18 protein-coding genes and 2 pseudogenes are annotated in these 17,928 nt (G+C 67.6%); 16 read left to right on the plus strand and 4 right to left on the minus strand.

The features are described 5' to 3' along the window. The first annotated feature begins 22 nt into the window (after window positions 1–22). Genes PGN37_RS15895 through PGN37_RS15910 form a run of 4 tightly spaced genes read left to right on the plus strand, consistent with a single transcriptional unit; the run spans window position 23 to window position 4,082 of the window. The gene (locus tag PGN37_RS15895; protein WP_335331985.1) at window positions 23–1,648 is read left to right on the plus strand and encodes an acyl-CoA dehydrogenase family protein; all 1,626 of its coding nucleotides are present in this window, start codon (window positions 23–25) and stop codon (window positions 1,646–1,648) included. Beyond that, entirely contained in the window at window positions 1,645–2,583 is a 939-nt protein-coding gene (locus PGN37_RS15900) for a crotonase/enoyl-CoA hydratase family protein (protein WP_335331986.1), read from the plus strand. The genes PGN37_RS15895 and PGN37_RS15900 overlap by 4 nt, the downstream gene beginning before the upstream one ends. A 21-nt stretch (window positions 2,584–2,604) precedes the next feature. Next, complete coding sequence (locus PGN37_RS15905) at window positions 2,605–3,315, plus strand: PaaX family transcriptional regulator C-terminal domain-containing protein (protein ID WP_335331987.1); 711 nt, start codon at window positions 2,605–2,607, stop codon at window positions 3,313–3,315. Beyond that, window positions 3,312–4,082, plus strand: coding sequence for a crotonase/enoyl-CoA hydratase family protein (locus tag PGN37_RS15910; RefSeq protein WP_335331988.1), 771 nt, complete (start codon window positions 3,312–3,314; stop codon window positions 4,080–4,082). Before PGN37_RS15905 ends, PGN37_RS15910 begins: the two co-directional genes overlap by 4 nt. A 7-nt stretch (window positions 4,083–4,089) precedes the next feature. Here the strand turns inward: PGN37_RS15910 and PGN37_RS15915 are convergent, their stop codons facing one another. Both PGN37_RS15915 and PGN37_RS15920 read right to left on the minus strand, forming a co-directional pair. After that, a complete protein-coding gene (locus tag PGN37_RS15915; RefSeq protein WP_335331989.1) occupies window positions 4,090–4,491 on the minus strand; it encodes a DUF3060 domain-containing protein in 402 nt (133 codons plus the stop codon). A gap of 2 nt (window positions 4,492–4,493) precedes the next feature. Beyond that, a complete protein-coding gene (locus PGN37_RS15920; RefSeq protein ID WP_335331176.1) occupies window positions 4,494–4,805 on the minus strand; it encodes a DUF3060 domain-containing protein in 312 nt (103 codons plus the stop codon). Between the two features lie 147 nt (window positions 4,806–4,952). On the opposite strand from PGN37_RS15920, the gene PGN37_RS15925 reads away from it, so the two are divergent. From PGN37_RS15925 to PGN37_RS15970, 10 genes and pseudogenes are all read left to right on the plus strand, one after another. Further along, window positions 4,953–5,483 (plus strand): DUF3558 domain-containing protein, encoded by a 531-nt coding sequence (locus PGN37_RS15925; protein WP_442932944.1) that lies wholly within the window; start codon window positions 4,953–4,955, stop codon window positions 5,481–5,483. 1 nt (window position 5,484) lies between these two features. Beyond that, window positions 5,485–6,015, plus strand: coding sequence for a DUF3558 domain-containing protein (locus PGN37_RS15930; RefSeq protein ID WP_335331991.1), 531 nt, complete (start codon window positions 5,485–5,487; stop codon window positions 6,013–6,015). Between the two features lie 48 nt (window positions 6,016–6,063). Beyond that, window positions 6,064–6,640 (plus strand): annotated as a pseudogene (locus PGN37_RS15935) (TetR/AcrR family transcriptional regulator). A gap of 258 nt (window positions 6,641–6,898) precedes the next feature. Further along, window positions 6,899–7,273, plus strand: coding sequence for a 30S ribosomal protein S12 (gene rpsL / locus PGN37_RS15940; protein ID WP_046361107.1), 375 nt, complete (start codon window positions 6,899–6,901; stop codon window positions 7,271–7,273). Then, window positions 7,273–7,743, plus strand: coding sequence for a 30S ribosomal protein S7 (rpsG, locus tag PGN37_RS15945; RefSeq protein ID WP_011895901.1), 471 nt, complete (start codon window positions 7,273–7,275; stop codon window positions 7,741–7,743). Before rpsL ends, rpsG begins: the two co-directional genes overlap by 1 nt. Before the next feature lie 129 nt (window positions 7,744–7,872). Then, a complete protein-coding gene (fusA, locus tag PGN37_RS15950; RefSeq protein ID WP_442932945.1) occupies window positions 7,873–9,924 on the plus strand; it encodes an elongation factor G in 2,052 nt (683 codons plus the stop codon). Window positions 9,925–10,088: 164 nt separating this feature from the next. After that, a pseudogene (gene tuf, locus PGN37_RS15955) lies at window positions 10,089–11,280 on the plus strand (elongation factor Tu). Between the two features lie 210 nt (window positions 11,281–11,490). Beyond that, window positions 11,491–12,279, plus strand: a complete 789-nt coding sequence (locus PGN37_RS15960) for a cutinase family protein (RefSeq protein WP_335332108.1) — start codon at window positions 11,491–11,493, stop codon at window positions 12,277–12,279. Between the two features lie 23 nt (window positions 12,280–12,302). Further along, window positions 12,303–13,130, plus strand: a complete 828-nt coding sequence (locus PGN37_RS15965) for an SHOCT domain-containing protein (RefSeq protein ID WP_335331993.1) — start codon at window positions 12,303–12,305, stop codon at window positions 13,128–13,130. Between the two features lie 49 nt (window positions 13,131–13,179). Further along, a complete protein-coding gene (locus PGN37_RS15970; RefSeq protein ID WP_335332109.1) occupies window positions 13,180–14,013 on the plus strand; it encodes a mycofactocin-coupled SDR family oxidoreductase in 834 nt (277 codons plus the stop codon). On the opposite strand, the gene rocD is transcribed toward PGN37_RS15970, so the two are convergent. Further along, entirely contained in the window at window positions 14,010–15,227 is a 1,218-nt protein-coding gene (gene rocD / locus PGN37_RS15975) for an ornithine--oxo-acid transaminase (RefSeq protein ID WP_335331994.1), read from the minus strand. The genes PGN37_RS15970 and rocD overlap by 4 nt on opposite strands. Next, entirely contained in the window at window positions 15,224–16,090 is an 867-nt protein-coding gene (gene ddaH / locus PGN37_RS15980; RefSeq protein ID WP_442932940.1) for a dimethylargininase, read from the minus strand. Before ddaH ends, rocD begins: the two co-directional genes overlap by 4 nt. A 118-nt stretch (window positions 16,091–16,208) precedes the next feature. Here ddaH and PGN37_RS15985 point away from each other — a divergent pair, with 118 nt between their 5' ends. Both PGN37_RS15985 and PGN37_RS15990 read left to right on the plus strand, forming a co-directional pair. Beyond that, a complete protein-coding gene (locus tag PGN37_RS15985) occupies window positions 16,209–16,658 on the plus strand; it encodes an Lrp/AsnC family transcriptional regulator (protein WP_335331995.1) in 450 nt (149 codons plus the stop codon). A 43-nt stretch (window positions 16,659–16,701) separates the two neighbouring features. Beyond that, on the plus strand, window positions 16,702–17,874 hold the full coding sequence (locus PGN37_RS15990; RefSeq protein ID WP_335331996.1) for an NAD(P)/FAD-dependent oxidoreductase: 1,173 nt from the start codon (window positions 16,702–16,704) through the stop codon (window positions 17,872–17,874). The last annotated feature ends 54 nt before the right edge of the window (window positions 17,875–17,928 follow it).

Genomic DNA, 17,928 nt, shown 5'->3' on the forward strand with positions numbered 1-17,928 from the left:
GAAAAGATGTAACAGTGTGGGGATGGACACGCACGTCGTCACCAATCAGGTCCCGCCCCTGACGGACTTCAACCCCGCCGCCTCGCCCGTCCTCGCCGAAGCGCTGATCCGGGAGGGCGGACAGTGGGGCATCGACGAGGTGCACGAGCTGGGCGCTCTCGGCGGCTCCGCGCAGGCGCAGCGCTGGGGCGAGCTCGCCGACCGCAACCGGCCGGTGCTGCACACCCATGATCGGGTGGGCCATCGCGTCGACGAGATCGAGTTCGACCCCGCCTATCACCAGCTGATGACCGTGGCCGTCGGCCACGGCCTGCACGCCGCCCCGTGGGCCGACGACCGGCCCGGCGCCCACGTGGTGCGTGCCGCCAAGACGTCGGTGTGGACCCCCGAGCCCGGCCACATCTGCCCGATCTCGATGACCTACGCCGTCGTGCCCGCGCTGCGGCACAATCCCGAGCTGGCGGCGATCTACGAGCCGCTGCTCACCAGCCGCACCTACGACCCGGAGTTGAAGGTGCCGACCACCAAGGCCGGCATCACCGCCGGCATGTCGATGACGGAGAAGCAGGGCGGCTCCGATGTCCGCGCCGGCACCACTGAAGCGACGCCGAACGGCGACGGCAGCTACTCGCTGCGCGGGCACAAGTGGTTCACTTCGGCGCCGATGTGCGACGTCTTCCTGGTGCTCGCTCAGGCTCCGGCCGGCTTGAGCTGCTTCCTGCTGCCGCGCGTGCTGCCTGACGGCACCCGCAACCGGATGTTCCTGCAGCGGCTGAAGGACAAGCTCGGCAACCACGCCAACGCGTCCAGCGAGGTCGAGTACGACGGTGCGACGGCGTGGCTGGTCGGCGAGGAGGGGCGCGGCGTGCCGACCATCATCGAGATGGTCAACCTCACCCGGCTGGACTGCACGCTGGGCAGCGCCACGAGCATGCGGACCGGGCTGATGCGGGCCATCCACCACGCCCAGCACCGTTCGGCATTCGGCGACTACCTGATCGACCAGCCCCTGATGCGCAACGTGCTGGCCGATCTGGCCGTGGAGGCCGAGGCGGCGACGATGCTGGCGATGCGGATGGCCGGTGCCACCGATCACGCCGTGCGGGGCGACGAGCGCGAGACGCTGCTACGCCGAATCGGGCTGGCCGCCGCCAAGTACTGGGTGTGCAAGCGGGCGACACCGCACGCCGCCGAGGCGATGGAGTGCCTGGGCGGCAACGGCTATGTCGAGGATTCCGGCATGCCGCGGCTCTACCGCGAGGCGCCGCTGATGGGCATCTGGGAGGGCTCGGGCAATGTCAGCGCGCTGGACACGTTGCGCGCCATGGTGACCCGGCCGGAGTGCATCGACGTGCTGTTCGACGAGCTGGGCGCGACGGCAGGGCACGATCCGCGGTTGGACGCGCACGTGAACGCGTTGCGGCCGCAGCTCGGTGACCTCGAGACGATCCAGTACCGCGCGCGGCAGGTCGCGGAGAACATCGCGCTCGCACTTCAGGGCGCGCTGCTGGTCCGCCACGGCCACCCCGCGGTCGCCGAGGCGTTCCTCGCCACCCGGATGGGCGGGCAGTGGGGCGGCGCGTTCGGCACGCTGCCCACCGGGCTCGATCTCTCGCCGATCCTCGAGCGCGCGATGGTCAAGGCATGACCCATTCGATCAGGCCGGTGGACTTCGACGACCTGAAGACGATGACCTATGAAGTCACCGACCGCGTCGCGCGCATCACGTTCAACCGCCCCGAAAAGGGCAACGCGATCGTCGCCGACACCCCGCTCGAGCTGTCGGCACTCGTCGAACGCGCCGACCTCGACCCGAATGTCCACGTCATCCTGGTCTCGGGCCGCGGCGAGGGATTCTGCGCCGGCTTCGACCTCTCGGCCTACGCCGAGGGCTCGTCGTCGGCCGGGGGCGGCAGCCCGTACCGCGACACCGTGCTGTCGGGTAAGACGCAGGCGATCAACCATCTCCCGGATCAGCCGTGGGATCCGATGATCGACTACCAGATGATGAGCCGGTTCGTGCGCGGCTTCGCCTCCCTGATGCACGCCGACAAGCCGACCGTGGTGAAGATCCACGGCTACTGCGTGGCGGGCGGCACCGACATCGCGCTGCACGCCGACCAGGTGATCGCCGCGGCGGACGCGAAGATCGGCTATCCGCCCACCCGGGTCTGGGGTGTGCCTGCGGCGGGCCTGTGGGCGCACCGCCTCGGTGACCAGCGCGCGAAAAGGCTTCTGCTGACCGGAGATTGCATCACCGGCGCGCAGGCCGCGGAGTGGGGACTCGCGGTGGAGGCGCCCGCGCTCGAGGACCTCGACGAGCGCACCGAACGCCTGGTCGAGCGGATCGCCGCGATGCCGGTCAACCAGCTCATCATGATCAAGCTCGCGATGAACAGCGCGCTGATCAACCAGGGCGTCGCCACCAGTGCGATGGTCTCGACGGTGTTCGACGGCATTGCTCGGCACACCCCGGAGGGCCATGCCTTCGTGGCGGAGGCCCGCGAGCACGGGTTCCGGGAGGCGGTACGCGGCCGCGACGAACCGTTCGGCGACTACGGGCGCGCCACCTCGGGGGTGTGAATGCCGCAGCCGGTGAGGCGGATGACGGCCCGCTCGGTGGTGCTGAGCGTGCTGCTGGGTGCGCATCCGGCCTGGGCCACCGCGAGTGAATTGCTGCGTCTGACAGCGGATTTCGACCTCAAGGAGCCCACGGTTCGAGTCGCGTTGACGAGGATGGTGAGTGCGGGTGACCTGGTGCGTTCCCGCGACGGCTACCGTCTGTCCGACCGACTGCTGGCGCGGCAGCGCCGCCAGGACGACGCGATCGACCCCCGCACCGTGCCGTGGGACGGTTCCTGGATCGGGGTTGCGGTGACCAGCGTCGGCAACGGCGCCCGCACTCGATCGACGATGCGAACAGCGTTGCACGACAGCAGGTTCGGTGAACTCCGCGAGGGGTTGTGGCTGCGTCCGGCCAACCTCGACATCACGCTGCCGGATGACGTGCACCCGCACATCCGGGTGCTGCGGGTGCACGACGACGATCCGGCCGGACTCGCGACGGCGCTGTGGGATCTGCCGGCATGGATGGCCGCCGGCACTGAATTGCTGGCCGAGATGGCCGGAGCCGCTGATGTTCCCGGCCGTTTCGCTGCGGCCGCGGGCATCGTTCGGCACCTGCGCGCCGACCCCGTGCTGCCCGGGGAGCTGATGCCGGCGGGCTGGCCCGGTGCGGCGTTGCGGGCGGTCTACCAGGACTTCGCCGCGGAACTGGCGGCGCGGCGTGACGACGAGATCATGGAGGCACGGTGAGCGAACACGGAGTTCGGGTCGAGAAGAGCGGCCCGGTGACCACGGTGATCATGAACCGCCCGCAGGCCCGCAACGCGGTCAACGGGCCGGCGGCGGCCGCGCTGCACGCCGCCTTCGACGAGTTCGACCGCGACGACGACGCTGCGGTGGCTGTGCTGTGGGGCGACAACGGAACCTTCTGTGCCGGAGCCGATCTCAAGGCTTTCGGCACCCCGGAGGCCAACGCCGTGCACCGCAGCGGGCCCGGGCCGATGGGCCCGAGCCGGATGGTGTTGTCCAAGCCGGTGATCGCCGCCGTGAGCGGTTACGCGGTGGCCGGGGGACTGGAGCTGGCGCTGTGGTGCGATCTGCGGGTGGTCGAACAGGACGCGGTGATGGGCGTGTTCTGCCGTCGCTGGGGGGTGCCGCTCATCGACGGCGGCACGGTGCGGCTGCCCCGGCTGATCGGCCAGAGCCGGGCGATGGATCTGATCCTGACCGGGCGGGCAGTCGATGCCGATGAGGCGCTGGCGATCGGGCTGGCCAACCGCGTGGTGCCGACGGGACAGGCCCGCGCCGCGGCCGAGGGGCTGGCCGCCGAGCTCGCCCGCCTCCCGCAGCAGTGCATGCGCAGCGACCGGCTCTCGGCGCTGCACCAGTGGGGGCTCTCCGAGGCCGACGCGATGGACGTGGAGTTCGGCAGCATGTCCCGGGTCGCCGCCGAATCCCTCGACGGCGCGGCACGTTTCGCCGCCGGCGCGGGCAGGCACGGAGCCAGCGCGACCTGAGCCGGCGTCAGCCCTTGCTGATGGTGTTGTTGCTGCCGGTGTCGTTGACCTTCGGGTCGCCGTCGCGGTAGGTGACGGTGTTGTTGATGCCGACCACCGACAGTTCCTTGTCGACCTTGTCGAAGGTGATCTTGTTGTCGGCCCCGCCGATGTTCACGTTCGCGCAGGTTCCTGCGATCGTGAGGGTGTTGTTCGACCCTCCGACGTTCAGCGACTTGCCGTCCGCGCAATCCAAATCGGCCGTCGTACCCAGTGAGCCGTAGTTGATCGTGTTGCCGATCTCGATCTGTGCGCCCGACGAGCCGGCCGTCGCTGTGGGCTGATCGGTGTCGGAGCTGGTGGAGCCGCATGCCGAGATTCCGAGCGCGGCCGCGCATAGCGCCGCACCGCCGAGGAGAAGTCGATTCACGGCTAGGCGGGTACCCGATCGACGCGATTTGTCATCCCCAGTTCGCGTCCGCGATCCCACACCACCGGCGATCCGTTCTTGTAGAAGACCGCCTGGTCGTATCCGTACACCGTGATGTCGTTGATGACGTTGTCGGCGACGATCGTGTTGCTCGATCCCTGGACGGTCACCGCCCAGCAGGTTCCGAGCGCGTTGATCTGATTCCCGGTGCCCACCACGATCAGCGTCGCGTTGTTGCAGTCGATGGTCCTGCTCACGCCCTGCCCGGTGATGTGGGTGTCACCGTTCTTGGCCTGCGCGGTCGGCGCGACCATCAACACGGCGGACACCGTGAGAACGCCCGCGGCCAGCACTCGTGGTGAAGAGGTCACCTCGGCAGCGTACGACGTCGAGCGAGTCGCCACAGCGAGTTGCGCTGGGTACCGTGAGCTGCGATGCGCCAACCCGTGAGCCACCGTGCGATGGATGCCCTCGCCGTCGCTGTCGCCGGTGTCCTCGCGACGGCGACGGCAGCGGGTTGCGCGCACACGGTGGGCGGTACCGCCCAGCGCGCGGAGGGGTCGGTTCCCGACCCCGACCGGTCGTACGGATACGTCGACGATCGGTGCGGTCTGCTCGACGACAGCACGGTGCAGGCGACGCTCGGCGCCGACGACGTGATCCGGCCCTACAGCGGCGCGGTGTGCCAGTACATCCTGGCCCGGCCCGGGGCGGTCACCGTCGACGTGACGTTCTCCTGGTTCGACACCGGCTCTCTCGCACGGGAACACGAGGTGGCAGTCGCGCGCGGCGCCGTCGTGAAGGACACGGTGATCGAGCGGCACCAGGCGTTCTCGGCCCGCCGCGATGTCACCGGCGCGGCGTGCTCGGCGACCGCTGCCGCCGGCACCGGAGTGCTGAGTTGGTGGGTGCAGTACCGCAACCAGAAGGCAGGCGACCCCTGCGCGGACGCGGTGAAGCTGCTGACGGCGACCCTGCGCTCGGACATGTGACATGGGCACCGTGCGCATGATCGCCGGGCTGGGCCTGACGCTGAGCATCTCGATGACGGCCTGTGGCGGGCCGTCCGGTCCTGCCACGCCGTCCACCGGTGCCGGCTCCGCCCCGGGTGGCGGGTTCCGCAGCGCCGACTGCAACGGCATCACCGACTCCGACGTCGCCGCGGCGGCCGGGGTGAACCTGTTCACCCGCGCCGTCGTCAGCGACGCCGGGTGCTTCTGGCAGGAGAACACGATGATCGGCGACGTCGGCGCCGGCATGGGCATCTCGACCTGGTGGTACCGCGGCAGCGACATGGACACCGAGCGCGCACTCGAGCAGCAGGCCGGCCGCACCCTGACCGAGATGTCGCTGGACGGAAACAAGGGCTTCAAGGCGTCCGACGATTCGGCGTGCAGCATCTACGTGGCCAAGGGGAGCGACGTCATCACCTGGTCCATCCAGACCCTGAACTCGGAGACCCTGCCCGACCTGTGCACCATCGTCGGGCAGCTTGCCCAGCTCAGCCAGGAGCGCGTGAACTAGAGTCTCTCGTCTACCCGGATGCACGGGCTGTGAAGGGGGAACGACGAGATGGCTACTCGGCCGCCGCGTACGGCGAGGCTGAGCCGTGAAGCCATCGTCAACGCCGCACTGACCTTCCTCGACCGCGAAGGCTGGGACGCGCTGACCATCAACGCCCTGGCCAACCAGCTCGGCACCAAGGGCCCGTCGCTGTACAACCACGTGCACAGCCTCGACGACCTGCGTCGCTCGGTGCGGATGCGGGTGGTCGGCGACATCATCGAGATGCTCAACACCGTCGGACAGGGCAGGACCCCCGACGATGCGGTGATGGTGATGGCCGGCGCCTACCGCAGCTACGCCCACCACCACCCGGGCCGCTACTCGGCGTTCACCCCGCATGCCGCTGGGCGGTGACGATCCGGAATTCACCGACGCCACCCACGCCGCCGCGGCCCCGGTCATCTCTGTTCTGTCGACCTACGGGCTGACCGAGGAATCGGCGTTCTTCGCAGCGCTGGAGTTCTGGTCGGCCATGCACGGCTTCGTGCTTCTCGAGATGACCGGGGTGATGAGCGGCATCGACACCGACGCGGTGTTCAGCGATATGGTCATGCGGCTGGCCGCCGGTATGCGCCACCGGTGACAGCGCTTACGCAGGTCAGCGGGTTTTGTCGAGGTCGCGCGCCCTGGTATCGTGGACCGTCGTGCCTGGCAGACTAGGCGCCTGCGGCTGAAATCGAGTCGCAAGCACACCTGCGCGCCGGGCCACTTCGCATGTCTAGTGCTGCGGTGCTTGGAAAATACTCCGAGATCACGCGGCGGCCGCATGCGACACGCCCGGATGCGGGGTAGCCCGCGACATGAACTTCAAGAAGACGAAAGCAACACAGGAAGCCGGTACATGCCAACGATCAACCAGCTGGTCCGCAAGGGTCGCCACGACAAGGTCGCCAAGGTGAAGACCGCGGCGCTGAAGGGGAGCCCCCAGCGTCGCGGCGTGTGCACTCGCGTGTACACCACGACCCCCAAGAAGCCGAACTCCGCGCTGCGCAAGGTCGCCCGCGTCCGGCTCACCAGCTCGGTCGAGGTCACCGCCTACATCCCCGGTGAGGGTCACAACCTGCAGGAGCACTCGATGGTGCTGGTGCGTGGTGGTCGTGTGAAGGACCTCCCGGGTGTGCGCTACAAGATCATCCGTGGGTCGCTTGACACCCAGGGCGTCAAGAACCGCAAGCAGGCCCGCAGCCGCTACGGCGCGAAGAAGGAGAAGAGCTGATGCCGCGCAAGGGACCCGCGCCCAAGCGTCCGTTGGTCAACGATCCGGTCTACGGGTCGCAGCTGGTCACCCAGCTGGTCAACAAAGTCCTGTTGGACGGGAAGAAATCGCTGGCCGAACGCATTGTTTATGGTGCGCTCGAACAGGCCCGCGAGAAGACCGGCACCGATCCGGTGGTCACGCTCAAGCGGGCCATGGACAACGTCAAGCCCTCGCTCGAGGTGCGTAGCCGCCGCGTCGGTGGTGCCACCTACCAGGTCCCCGTCGAGGTCCGCCCGGACCGCTCGGTGACGCTGGCGCTGCGCTGGCTGGTCAGCTTCTCGAAGGCTCGCCGCGAGAAGACCATGATCGAGCGCCTGGCCAACGAGATCCTCGACGCCAGCAACGGCCTGGGTGCCGCGGTCAAGCGCCGCGAGGACACCCACAAGATGGCCGAGGCCAACCGCGCCTTCGCGCACTACCGCTGGTGATTTAGCACCCCCGGCAGTGGTGCCGAGGGTGGTGCAAGACGACAGCAACCGAGCAAGCGAAAGAGTGGGAATCTAGCCGTGGCACAGGACGTGCTGACCGACCTCACGAAGGTCCGCAACATCGGCATCATGGCGCACATCGATGCCGGCAAGACGACGACGACCGAGCGCATCCTCTTCTACACCGGTATCAGCTACAAGATCGGTGAGGTGCACGACGGCGCGGCCACGATGGACTGGATGGAGCAGGAGCAGGAGCGGGGTATCACGATCACCTCGGCCGCGACCACCTGCTTCTGGAACGACAACCAGATCAACATCATCGACACCCCCGGCCACGTCGACTTCACCGTCGAGGTGGAGCGTTCGCTGCGCGTGCTCGACGGTGCCGTGGCCGTGTTCGACGGCAAGGAGGGCGTGGAGCCCCAGTCCGAGCAGGTGTGGCGCCAGGCCGACAAGTACGACGTCCCGCGTATCTGCTTCGTCAACAAGATGGACAAGCTGGGCGCCGACTTCTACTTCTCGGTGCAGACGATGAAGGACCGCCTCGGCGCGAACGTCGTCCCGATCCAGCTGCCGATCGGCTCCGAAGGTGACTTCGAGGGCGTCGTCGACCTGGTCGAGATGAAGGCCAAGGTGTGGCGCGGCGAGACGAAGCTCGGCGAGAAGTACGACACCGTCGACATCCCGGCCGATCTGCAGGAGAAGGCCGAGGAGTACCGCACCGCCATGATCGAGGCCGTCGCCGAGACCGACGACGACCTCATGGAGAAGTACCTGGGCGGAGAAGAGCTCACGGTCGACGAGATCAAGAGCGGTCTGCGCAAGCTGACCATCTCCAGCCAGGGCTACCCGGTGCTGTGCGGTTCGGCGTTCAAGAACAAGGGTGTGCAGCCCATGCTCGACGCCGTCATCGACTACCTGCCGAACCCGCTGGACGTGCCGGCCGCCGAGGGACACGTCCCCGGCAAGGAAGACGAGGTCATCTCGCGCAAGCCGTCGGCCGACGAGCCGTTCTCGGGTCTGGCGTTCAAGGTCGCCACCCACCCGTTCTTCGGCAAGCTGACCTACGTCCGCGTGTACTCCGGCAAGGTCGACTCGGGCTCGCAGGTCGTCAACTCGACCAAGGGCAAGAAGGAGCGGCTGGGCAAGCTGTTCCAGATGCACTCCAATAAGGAGAATCCGGTCGAGACGGCTTCCGCAGGCCACATCTACGCCGTGATCGGGCTCAAGGACACCACCACCGGTGACACCCTGAGCGACCCGAACAACCAGATCGTCCTGGAGTCGATGACGTTCCCGGATCCGGTCATCGAGGTCGCCATCGAGCCCAAGACCAAGAGCGACCAGGAGAAGCTGGGCACCGCGATCCAGAAGCTCGCCGAAGAGGATCCCACCTTCAAGGTGCACCTCGATCAGGAGACCGGCCAGACCGTCATCGGCGGTATGGGTGAGCTCCACCTCGACATCCTCGTCGACCGGATGCGTCGCGAGTTCAAGGTCGAGGCCAACGTCGGCAAGCCGCAGGTGGCCTACCGCGAGACCATCCGCCGCAAGGTGGAGAAGGTCGAGTTCACCCACAAGAAGCAGACGGGTGGCTCCGGCCAGTTCGCGAAGGTTCTCATCGACCTCGAGCCGTTCAGCGGCGAGGACGGTGCGACCTACGAGTTCGAGAACAAGGTCACCGGTGGCCGCATCCCGCGCGAGTACATCCCGTCGGTGGATGCCGGTGCGCAGGACGCCATGCAGTACGGCGTGCTAGCCGGCTACCCGCTGGTGAACATCAAGGTCACCCTGCTCGACGGCGCATTCCACGAGGTCGACTCGTCGGAAATGGCGTTCAAGGTGGCCGGCTCGCAGGTGCTCAAGAAGGCCGCGCAGGCTGCGCAGCCCGTCATTCTCGAGCCCATCATGGCCGTCGAGGTCACCACCCCCGAGGACTACATGGGTGACGTGATCGGCGACCTGAACTCCCGCCGTGGTCAGATCCAGGCCATGGAGGAGCGCAGCGGTGCGCGTGTCGTCAAGGCGCAGGTGCCGCTGTCGGAGATGTTCGGCTACGTCGGCGACCTCCGGTCGAAGACCCAGGGCCGGGCCAACTACTCCATGGTGTTCGACTCGTACGCCGAAGTTCCGGCGAACGTGTCGAAGGAGATCATCGCGAAGGCGACGGGTCAGTGAGCATCGAGGCGCGCCAGCGCTGAGGAGCGGAGCTGAGCCGGAGGCGAGCAATCCGGGTCAGCGAAGGCGACCGGACAGTAACCGGTAGCCTCTCGCGAGGACCGCACAACTGAACACATCAACTGCTTAAGTAAGAGCACCAACAAGTCCAGGAGGACACAGAAGTGGCGAAGGCGAAGTTCGAGCGGACGAAGCCGCACGTCAACATCGGGACCATCGGTCACGTTGACCACGGCAAGACCACGCTGACCGCAGCAATCACCAAGGTGCTGCACGACCAGTACCCCCGATTTGAACGAGTCGCGCGCATTCGACCAGATCGACAATGCGCCCGAGGAGCGTCAGCGCGGTATCACGATCAACATCTCCCACGTGGAGTACCAGACCGAGAAGCGTCACTACGCGCACGTCGACGCCCCCGGTCACGCTGACTACATCAAGAACATGATCACCGGTGCCGCCCAGATGGACGGCGCCATCCTCGTGGTCGCCGCTACCGACGGCCCGATGCCGCAGACCCGCGAGCACGTGCTGCTCGCCCGTCAGGTCGGCGTGCCCTACATCCTGGTCGCGCTGAACAAGTCCGACATGGTCGACGACGAGGAGCTCCTCGAGCTCGTCGAGATGGAGGTCCGCGAACTGCTGGCCGCCCAGGACTTCGACGAGGACGCCCCGGTCGTGCGCGTCTCGGCGCTCAAGGCGCTCGAGGGCGACGAGAAGTGGGTCCAGTCGGTCCAGGAGCTCATGGCGGCCGTCGACGAGTCCATCCCGGACCCGGTTCGCGAGACCGACAAGCCGTTCCTGATGCCCGTCGAGGACGTCTTCACCATCACCGGCCGCGGCACCGTGGTCACCGGTCGTGTGGAGCGCGGCGTGATCAACGTGAACGAGGAAGTCGAGATCGTCGGCATCCGCCCGGGCGTCACCAAGACCACCGTCACCGGTGTCGAGATGTTCCGCAAGCTGCTCGATCAGGGCCAGGCCGGTGACAACGTCGGTCTGCTGGTTCGTGGCATCAAGCGCGAGGACGTCGAGCGCGGCCAGGTCATCGTCAAGCCCGGCACGACCACCCCGCACACCGAGTTCGAGGGCAGCGTCTACATCCTGTCCAAGGACGAGGGTGGCCGCCACACGCCGTTCTTCAACAACTACCGTCCGCAGTTCTACTTCCGGACCACGGACGTGACCGGCGTGGTGACCCTCCCCGAGGGCACCGAGATGGTGATGCCCGGTGACAACACCGACATCTCCGTCAAGCTGATCCAGCCCGTCGCCATGGACGAGGGCCTGCGCTTCGCGATCCGCGAGGGCGGCCGTACCGTCGGCGCCGGCCGCGTGTCGAAGATCATCAAGTGATCTAGGCATCCAGCCATACGAAAGTGGCGCTCACCCGAAAGGGTGGGCGCCACTTTTGTCTGTGCACGTAACGCCGCGGCAGTTCCTGCCGATGTACTTCATGGCGGCGGTCGAGGGGTCCGCCGCTTTCATCTGGTCAAAGGTTGGGATTTCGTGAGTCTTCGTTCGTTCTCTGCAGCTGCGGCCGCCGCCCTCGTCGGTGGTGCAGCCATGATCGGTCTGTCCGCCGGCACGGCCGCCGCCCAACCAGGGTGCCCTGACGTGCACTGGATCGGTGCGGCCGGCTCCGGGGAGCGCACGCCCGCCGACATCGCCGCCGACAACGGTATGGGCCGCGTCGTGAACACCTCCTACCGCGACTTCGCGCAGTTGGTACATCAGAGCGGGCGCACGATCACCGCCGAAGCGGTCAACTACCCGGCCGTCCCTGTGCCTCCCGACGGCGGCGCGATGGAATGGCTGGGCTTCATGGGCAGCGTCGACACCGGCGCGACGGCTCTCGGCGCGCAGTACGCCGCGTTCGTGGCGCAGTGCCCGACGACGCAGGTGGTGCTCGCCGGCTACTCGCAGGGCGCAATGGTGGTGCACCGCAACCTCGCCGCGCTGGAACCCAGCCCCAATCTCTCGGCCGCCCTCCTGGTCGCCGACGGTGACCGTCTGCCGACGGACCCGACGCTGAACCTGGGTTCGGTCACGGCCGTTCCGGGGCGCGGCAAGGGCGTCGCGCAGGACTGGCCGATCCTGGCGCACACGCCGCCCGCGCTGACTCCGGCGATGGGTGCCCGCACGATCAGCGTCTGCGATCTCGGGGATGCGGTCTGCGACTACGACCCCGACGCCGCGGACGACATGAACCCGGCGGCGGTCGCCGTGCACACCAGTTACGCGCGGACCCCGTCGTCCGCCGACGAGTGGGTGGCGCCGCTGTTCCAGCTGGTCCAGCAGCGTCCGGTCCCGGTTCCCGACGCCAATCCTGTGCAGGTCCCGCCCGTATCCTGAGTGTTCGGGTCATAATCTGACCCGTGTCGACCCTCTGGCGCTACATCAAGGTCCAGCTGTTCGTTCTGCTGTGCGGCATCGTCGGGCCGATCTTCCTGGTGATCTACTTCGCGAGCGGTCGCGACCCGATGATGAGCTGGCTGTTCTGGGGTGGCCTGATCATCACCGCGATCGACATCCTGATCGCGCTGGGGATCACCGGCTTCGGGGCCAAGGCGGCCGCGAAGACGCAGGAGTTGGAGGCCAGCGGCGTGCTGGCGCTGGCGCAGGTCGTGGGGATTCACGAGACGAACACCCAGATCAACGACCAGCCCCTGGTCAAGCTCGATCTGCAGATTTCGGGGCCGGGCATCACACCGTTCTCGACGCAGGACAAGGTCGTCGCGTCGATGGGACGGCAGCCGATGATCATGAGTCGCAAGCTGGTCGCGCTGGTCAACCCGGTGACCAATGACTACCAGATCGACTGGGAACGAAGCTCCCTGATCAGTGGGCTGATGCCGGCGACCTTCTCGGTGGCCGAAGACAACCGGACCTACGACCTGACCGGTCAGGTCGAGCCGCTGATGGAGATCTTGCACGTCCTCAAGGCGAATGGGATCAGCATCAACAGCATGATCGATCTGCGCTCGAATCCCGCTGCACGCCAGCAGGTGCAGGCCATCGTCCGGCGAGCAGCCGCGCAGCAGGCGCCGCCGCCCGTCGCGGTCGCCTCGACCGCGCCGCCGATGACCCCCGCCCCGCCGACCGTCGCGCAGCGACTCCAGGAACTCGAGACGCTGCGGGCCACCGGCACCATCAGCGAAGCCGAGTACACCGCCAAGCGGCAACAGATCATCGCCGAACTCTAGGGACTAGAACGCGTTCTAGTTCTGCTGTTAGCCTGAGCCGGTGACATCACTGGAAGGGCGCGTCGCGCTGATCACCGGGGCGGCGCGAGGGCAGGGCCGCGCGCATGCCGTCAGATTGGCCGCCGAGGGCGCCGACATCATCGCGATCGACGTCTGCAGGGCGGTCACCGACACCGTCACCTATCCGATGCCGACCGCCGAGGATCTCGCCGAGACGGCGCGGCTGGTCGAAGAGGCCGGCCGCAAGGTGCTCACCCGCGAAGTCGACATCCGGGACCTCGCGGCCCAGCAGCAGCTCGTCGCCGACAGTATCGAGCAGTTCGGCAGGCTCGACATCGTGGTGGCCAACGCCGGCATCTTGAGCTGGGGCCGGATCTGGGAGATGTCGGAAGAGCAGTGGGACACCGTCATCGACGTCAACCTCAACGGGACGTGGCGCACCATCAGGGCGGCGGTGCCGGCGATGATCGAGGCGGGCAACGGCGGATCGATCATCATCGTCAGCTCGTCGGCCGGGACCAAAGCCACCCCGGGCAACGCCCACTACTCGGCGTCCAAGCACGGTCTGGTGGCGTTGACGAACGCGCTCGCGATCGAGGCCGGTGAGTTCGGCATCCGGGTGAACTCCATCCATCCGTACTCCATCGACACGCCGATGGTGCAGCCCGAGGCGATGATGGAGATCTTCGGCAAGTATCCCGCGTTCCTGCACAGCTTTTCGCCGATGCCGTATCAGCCGGTGCATCACGCGGGCAAGAAGGGCCTCAAGGAGTTCATGACTCCCGAGGAGGTGTCGGATGTGGTCGCGTGGCTGGCCGGGGACGGTTCGGCCACCATCTCCGGCTCGCAGATCGCCGTCGACCGGGGCACGGCCAAGTACTAAGCCAGCACCTCGGCCAATTGCTCGGTAGCCCAGGTGATCTCGTCGGCAGTGACGACGATCGGGGGAGCGAAGCGCAGCGTCGAACCGTGGGTGTCCTTGACGAGTACGCCGCGCTCGGCCAGGCGCAGGCTGATCTGCTTGCCGGTACCGTGCACCGGGTCGATGTCCACCCCGGCCCACAGTCCCTTGCCGCGCACGCTGAGTACGCCGTGGCCGATGAGGTCCGTCAGCCGGGCGTGCAGGACGGCGCCGAGTTCGACTGCACGGCGTTGGAATTCGCCGGTCGCCAGCAGGTCGACCACGGTGTGGCCGATCGCGGTGGCCAGCGGGTTCCCGCCGAACGTCGACCCGTGCTCGCCCGGATTCAGCACACCGAGCACGTCGCGGTCGGCCACGACGGCCGACAGCGGCACCACCCCGCCACCGAGCGCCTTGCCGAGCAGATAGATGTCGGGGACGACGCCCCAGTGGTCGCAGGCGAACGTCGCACCCGTGCGGGCCAGGCCGGACTGGATCTCGTCGGCGATCATCAGCACGTCACGTTCGGTGCACAGGGCGCGCACCCGCGGCAGGTAGTCGTCGGGCGGCACGATGATGCCGGCTTCACCCTGGATCGGTTCGAGCAGGACCGCCACGGTGTGGTCGTCGATCGCGGCAGTCAGTGCGTCGGCGTCACCGAAGGGCACCGACCGGAAGCCTGGGGTGTACGGGCCGAATCCGCGCCGGGCCGTCTCGTCGTCGGAGAAGCTGATGATCGTCGTCGTGCGGCCGTGGAAGTTGTTGCGCGCCACGATGATGTTCGACTCACCGGCGGGCACGTGCTTGACGTCGTGGCCCCACTTGCGGGCCACCTTGATACCGCTCTCGACAGCTTCGGCGCCACTGTTCATCGGCAGCACCATGTCCTTGCCGGCGAGCGCGGCCAGTGCGGCGCAGAACGGTGCGAGCGGTTCGGCGTGAAAGGCGCGGCTCACCAACGTCACCCGGTCCAATTGCGCGTGGGCGGCGGCGATGATGGCCGGGTGGCGGTGGCCGAAGTTCACGGCGGAGTACGCGGCCAGGCAGTCCAGATAGCGCCTGCCCTCCACGTCGGTGATCCAGGCACCGTCGGCGTGCGCGGCCACGACGGGTAGCGGCGCGTAATTGTGTGCGACGCAGCGGCTGTCGAGGGCGATGGCATCCTCGGTGCGGGTGGGGGCCTGCATCGCAGTCATGAATGAACCTCCAAGGTGCAGCATTTCACCGAGCCGCCGCCCTTGAGCAGCTCGGACAGGTCGACTCCGACCGGGCGGAAACCATGGTGGTGTAACTGCTCGGCGAAACCGGTGGCCGCGGCGGGCATCACGACGTTGAGACCGTCGGAGACGACGTTGAGGCCCAACACGTAGGCGTCTGCGCTGGCGACCTCGATGGCCTGCGGGTACATCTGCCGCAGCGTGGCCAGTGAGTGCTCGGCGAACGCGGGCGGGTAGTAGGCGATGGTCGTGTCGTCGAGAACGGCCAGGGCGGTGTCGAGGTGGTAGAACCGCGGGTCGACCAGCTCCAGGCCGACCAGCGGCATGTCGAGATGGTCGGCGATCTCCTGGTGCGCGCGTCGGTCGGTGCGAAAACCGTAGCCGGCAAGGATCGTCGAGCCGACGAGCAGGAGATCGCCCTGTCCTTCGTTGGTGTGGCGGGTGTGGACGCTGACGAAGCCGTGGTCGAGGAGCCAGTCCGCGTGCGCCGGTGCCTCGCCGGCGCGTTCGGGGTGGGCGAAGCGCGCCACCACCGCGCGGCCGTTGACCACCATGGCGCCGTTGGCCGCGTACACCATGTCGGGCAGACCGGGGAGTGAGCCGACTTCGTCGACGGTGTGGCCGAGGTCGATGTAGACCTGCCGCAAGGCTTCCCACTGGGCGAGCGCACGTGAGGTGTCGACGGGGGTCGACAGGTCCATCCAGGGGTTGATGACGTAGTCGACGGCGAAATGGGTGGGGCGGACCATCACGAAGCGGCGCGGCCGGGCGGTGCGGTCGACCTTCTCGTGAGGCCGGGTGCGAGGCCGGGGGAGGGCGGTCGCGGCGATGTCCATCGTCATGTCTGCACGATATTTTGTCGGGCCCCGCGCAATCAATCTTCGCTTGTTGCGTGTCTATACGTGGTTTGTTGTGCGAAAGTGGTTCTGCCGATGATTTGTTGCGCACAGGAGGCGAAACGTGGCCGACCGGCTGGACGAGACCGACGAACTGATCCTCGCGGAGTTGGCCGACAACGCTCGAGCGACGTTCGCCGACATCGGGCAGCGCGTGAATCTCTCGGCGCCTGCGGTCAAACGCCGCGTCGACCGGATGCTCGACAACGGGGTGATCCGCACCTTCACGACTGTCGTCGATCGGACCGCACTCGGCTGGACCACCGAGGCGTACGTGCAGGTGTTCTGCCACGGCACGATCGCGCCGGATCAGCTGCGTGCTGCGTGGCAGGACATCCCGGAGGTGGTCAGCGCCGCCACCGTGACCGGCACGGCAGACGCGATGCTGCACGTCCTGGCTCGCGACATGCGCCACCTCGAGGAGGCGCTGGAACGCATCCGGTCGAGCGCCGACATCGAGCGCAGCGAGAGCATCGTGGTGTTGTCGAACATCATCGAGCGGGCCCTGAGCTGAGGGTGGCGCTCGGCGACGCCTGCCGATGCGGTAGAAAACCCAGATGAGCACTTCTGGTGTCGTGATCGTCGGGGGCGGTTTGGCGGCGGCGCGGACGGCTGAACAGCTGCGCCGCGCGGAGTACGCGGGACCGGTGACCATCGTCAGCGACGAGGAGCACCTGCCCTATGACCGCCCGCCGCTGTCCAAGGAGGTGCTGCGCGCGGAGCTCGACGAGACGACGCTGAAGCCGGCCGACTTTTATGCCGAGAAGGACATCACGCTCGTCCTCGGTAACGCTGCACGCACGGTGGACACCGCGGCGCAGACGATCACGCTGGCCGACGGGTCGCAGCTCGGCTATGACGAGCTTGTGATCGCGACCGGGTTGGTGCCCAAGCGGATTCGATCGTTTCCTGACCTGGCGGGCATTCACGTGCTGCGCAACGTCGACGAGAGCCTGGCATTGCGCCAGGAGTCGGCCGATGCGCGCCGCGCCGTGGTGATCGGCGCGGGCTTCATCGGCTGCGAGGTGGCAGCGAGCCTGCGAGCCAAGGGCGTCGACGTGGTGTTGGTCGAACCGCAGCCGGCGCCGCTGGCGTCAGTGCTGGGTGAGCAGATCGGCGCCCTGGTGACGCGGTTGCACCAGGCCGAAGGAGTGGACGTGCGCTGCGGCGTCGGCGTGGACGCCGTGAGCGGGAACAGCCGGGTGCAGTCGGTGACCCTGTCAGACGGTGAGCAGATCGACGCCGACCTCGTCGTGGTGGGCATCGGGTCCCATCCGGCCACCGATTGGCTCGACGGCAGTGGCATCGCGGTGGACAACGGAGTGGTGTGCGATCACGCCGGCCGCGCCAGCGAGCCTCACGTGTGGGCCATCGGCGATGTCGCTTCCTGGCGGGACGAGGTGAAAGGTCAAGTGCGCGTAGAGCACTGGAGCAATGTCGCCGATCAGGCGCGTGCGCTGGTGCCTGCTCTGCTGGGCCAGGATGCGCCGGCGGCGGTGTCGGTGCCGTACTTCTGGAGCGATCAGTACGACGTCAAGATCCAGGCCCTGGGTGAGCCGGAGGCCACCGACACCGTGCACCTGGTCGAGGACGACGGGCGCAAGTTCCTGGCCTACTACGAGCGCGACGGGGTCGTGGTCGGCGTGGTGGGCGGCGGCTTTCCCGGCAAGGTCATGAAGGTGCGGGCCAAGATCGCCGCGGGTGCGCCGATCGGCGACCTGCTGGGCTGAGCTTCGCCGCGGTAGTTATCCCCACATCCGATTCCATCCACAGGCGGCCGCCGG

This window comes from Mycobacterium kyogaense, assembly GCF_036946525.1.
Taxonomy (GTDB): Bacteria; Actinomycetota; Actinomycetes; order Mycobacteriales; family Mycobacteriaceae; genus Mycobacterium; species Mycobacterium kyogaense_A.

Bases quoted from the DNA above. Each gene is read 5' to 3' on its own strand.
- PGN37_RS15990 (WP_335331996.1), top strand. From the start codon at position 16,702: ATGAGCACTTCTGGTGTCGTGATCGTCGGGGGCGGTTTGGCGGCGGCG.
- PGN37_RS15920 (WP_335331176.1), bottom strand. From the start codon at position 4,805: ATGGTCGCGCCGACCGCGCAGGCCAAGAACGGTGACACCCACATCACC.
- PGN37_RS15930 (WP_335331991.1), top strand. From the start codon at position 5,485: ATGGGCACCGTGCGCATGATCGCCGGGCTGGGCCTGACGCTGAGCATC.
- PGN37_RS15905 (WP_335331987.1), top strand. From the start codon at position 2,605: ATGACGGCCCGCTCGGTGGTGCTGAGCGTGCTGCTGGGTGCGCATCCG.
- PGN37_RS15895 (WP_335331985.1), top strand. From the start codon at position 23: ATGGACACGCACGTCGTCACCAATCAGGTCCCGCCCCTGACGGACTTC.
- PGN37_RS15900 (WP_335331986.1), top strand. From the start codon at position 1,645: ATGACCCATTCGATCAGGCCGGTGGACTTCGACGACCTGAAGACGATG.
- fusA (WP_442932945.1), top strand. From the start codon at position 7,873: ATGGCGCACATCGATGCCGGCAAGACGACGACGACCGAGCGCATCCTC.
- PGN37_RS15925 (WP_442932944.1), top strand. From the start codon at position 4,953: ATGGATGCCCTCGCCGTCGCTGTCGCCGGTGTCCTCGCGACGGCGACG.
- rpsL (WP_046361107.1), top strand. From the start codon at position 6,899: ATGCCAACGATCAACCAGCTGGTCCGCAAGGGTCGCCACGACAAGGTC.
- PGN37_RS15960 (WP_335332108.1), top strand. From the start codon at position 11,491: ATGATCGGTCTGTCCGCCGGCACGGCCGCCGCCCAACCAGGGTGCCCT.
- rocD (WP_335331994.1), bottom strand. From the start codon at position 15,227: ATGACTGCGATGCAGGCCCCCACCCGCACCGAGGATGCCATCGCCCTC.
- ddaH (WP_442932940.1), bottom strand. From the start codon at position 16,090: ATGACGATGGACATCGCCGCGACCGCCCTCCCCCGGCCTCGCACCCGG.
- rpsG (WP_011895901.1), top strand. From the start codon at position 7,273: ATGCCGCGCAAGGGACCCGCGCCCAAGCGTCCGTTGGTCAACGATCCG.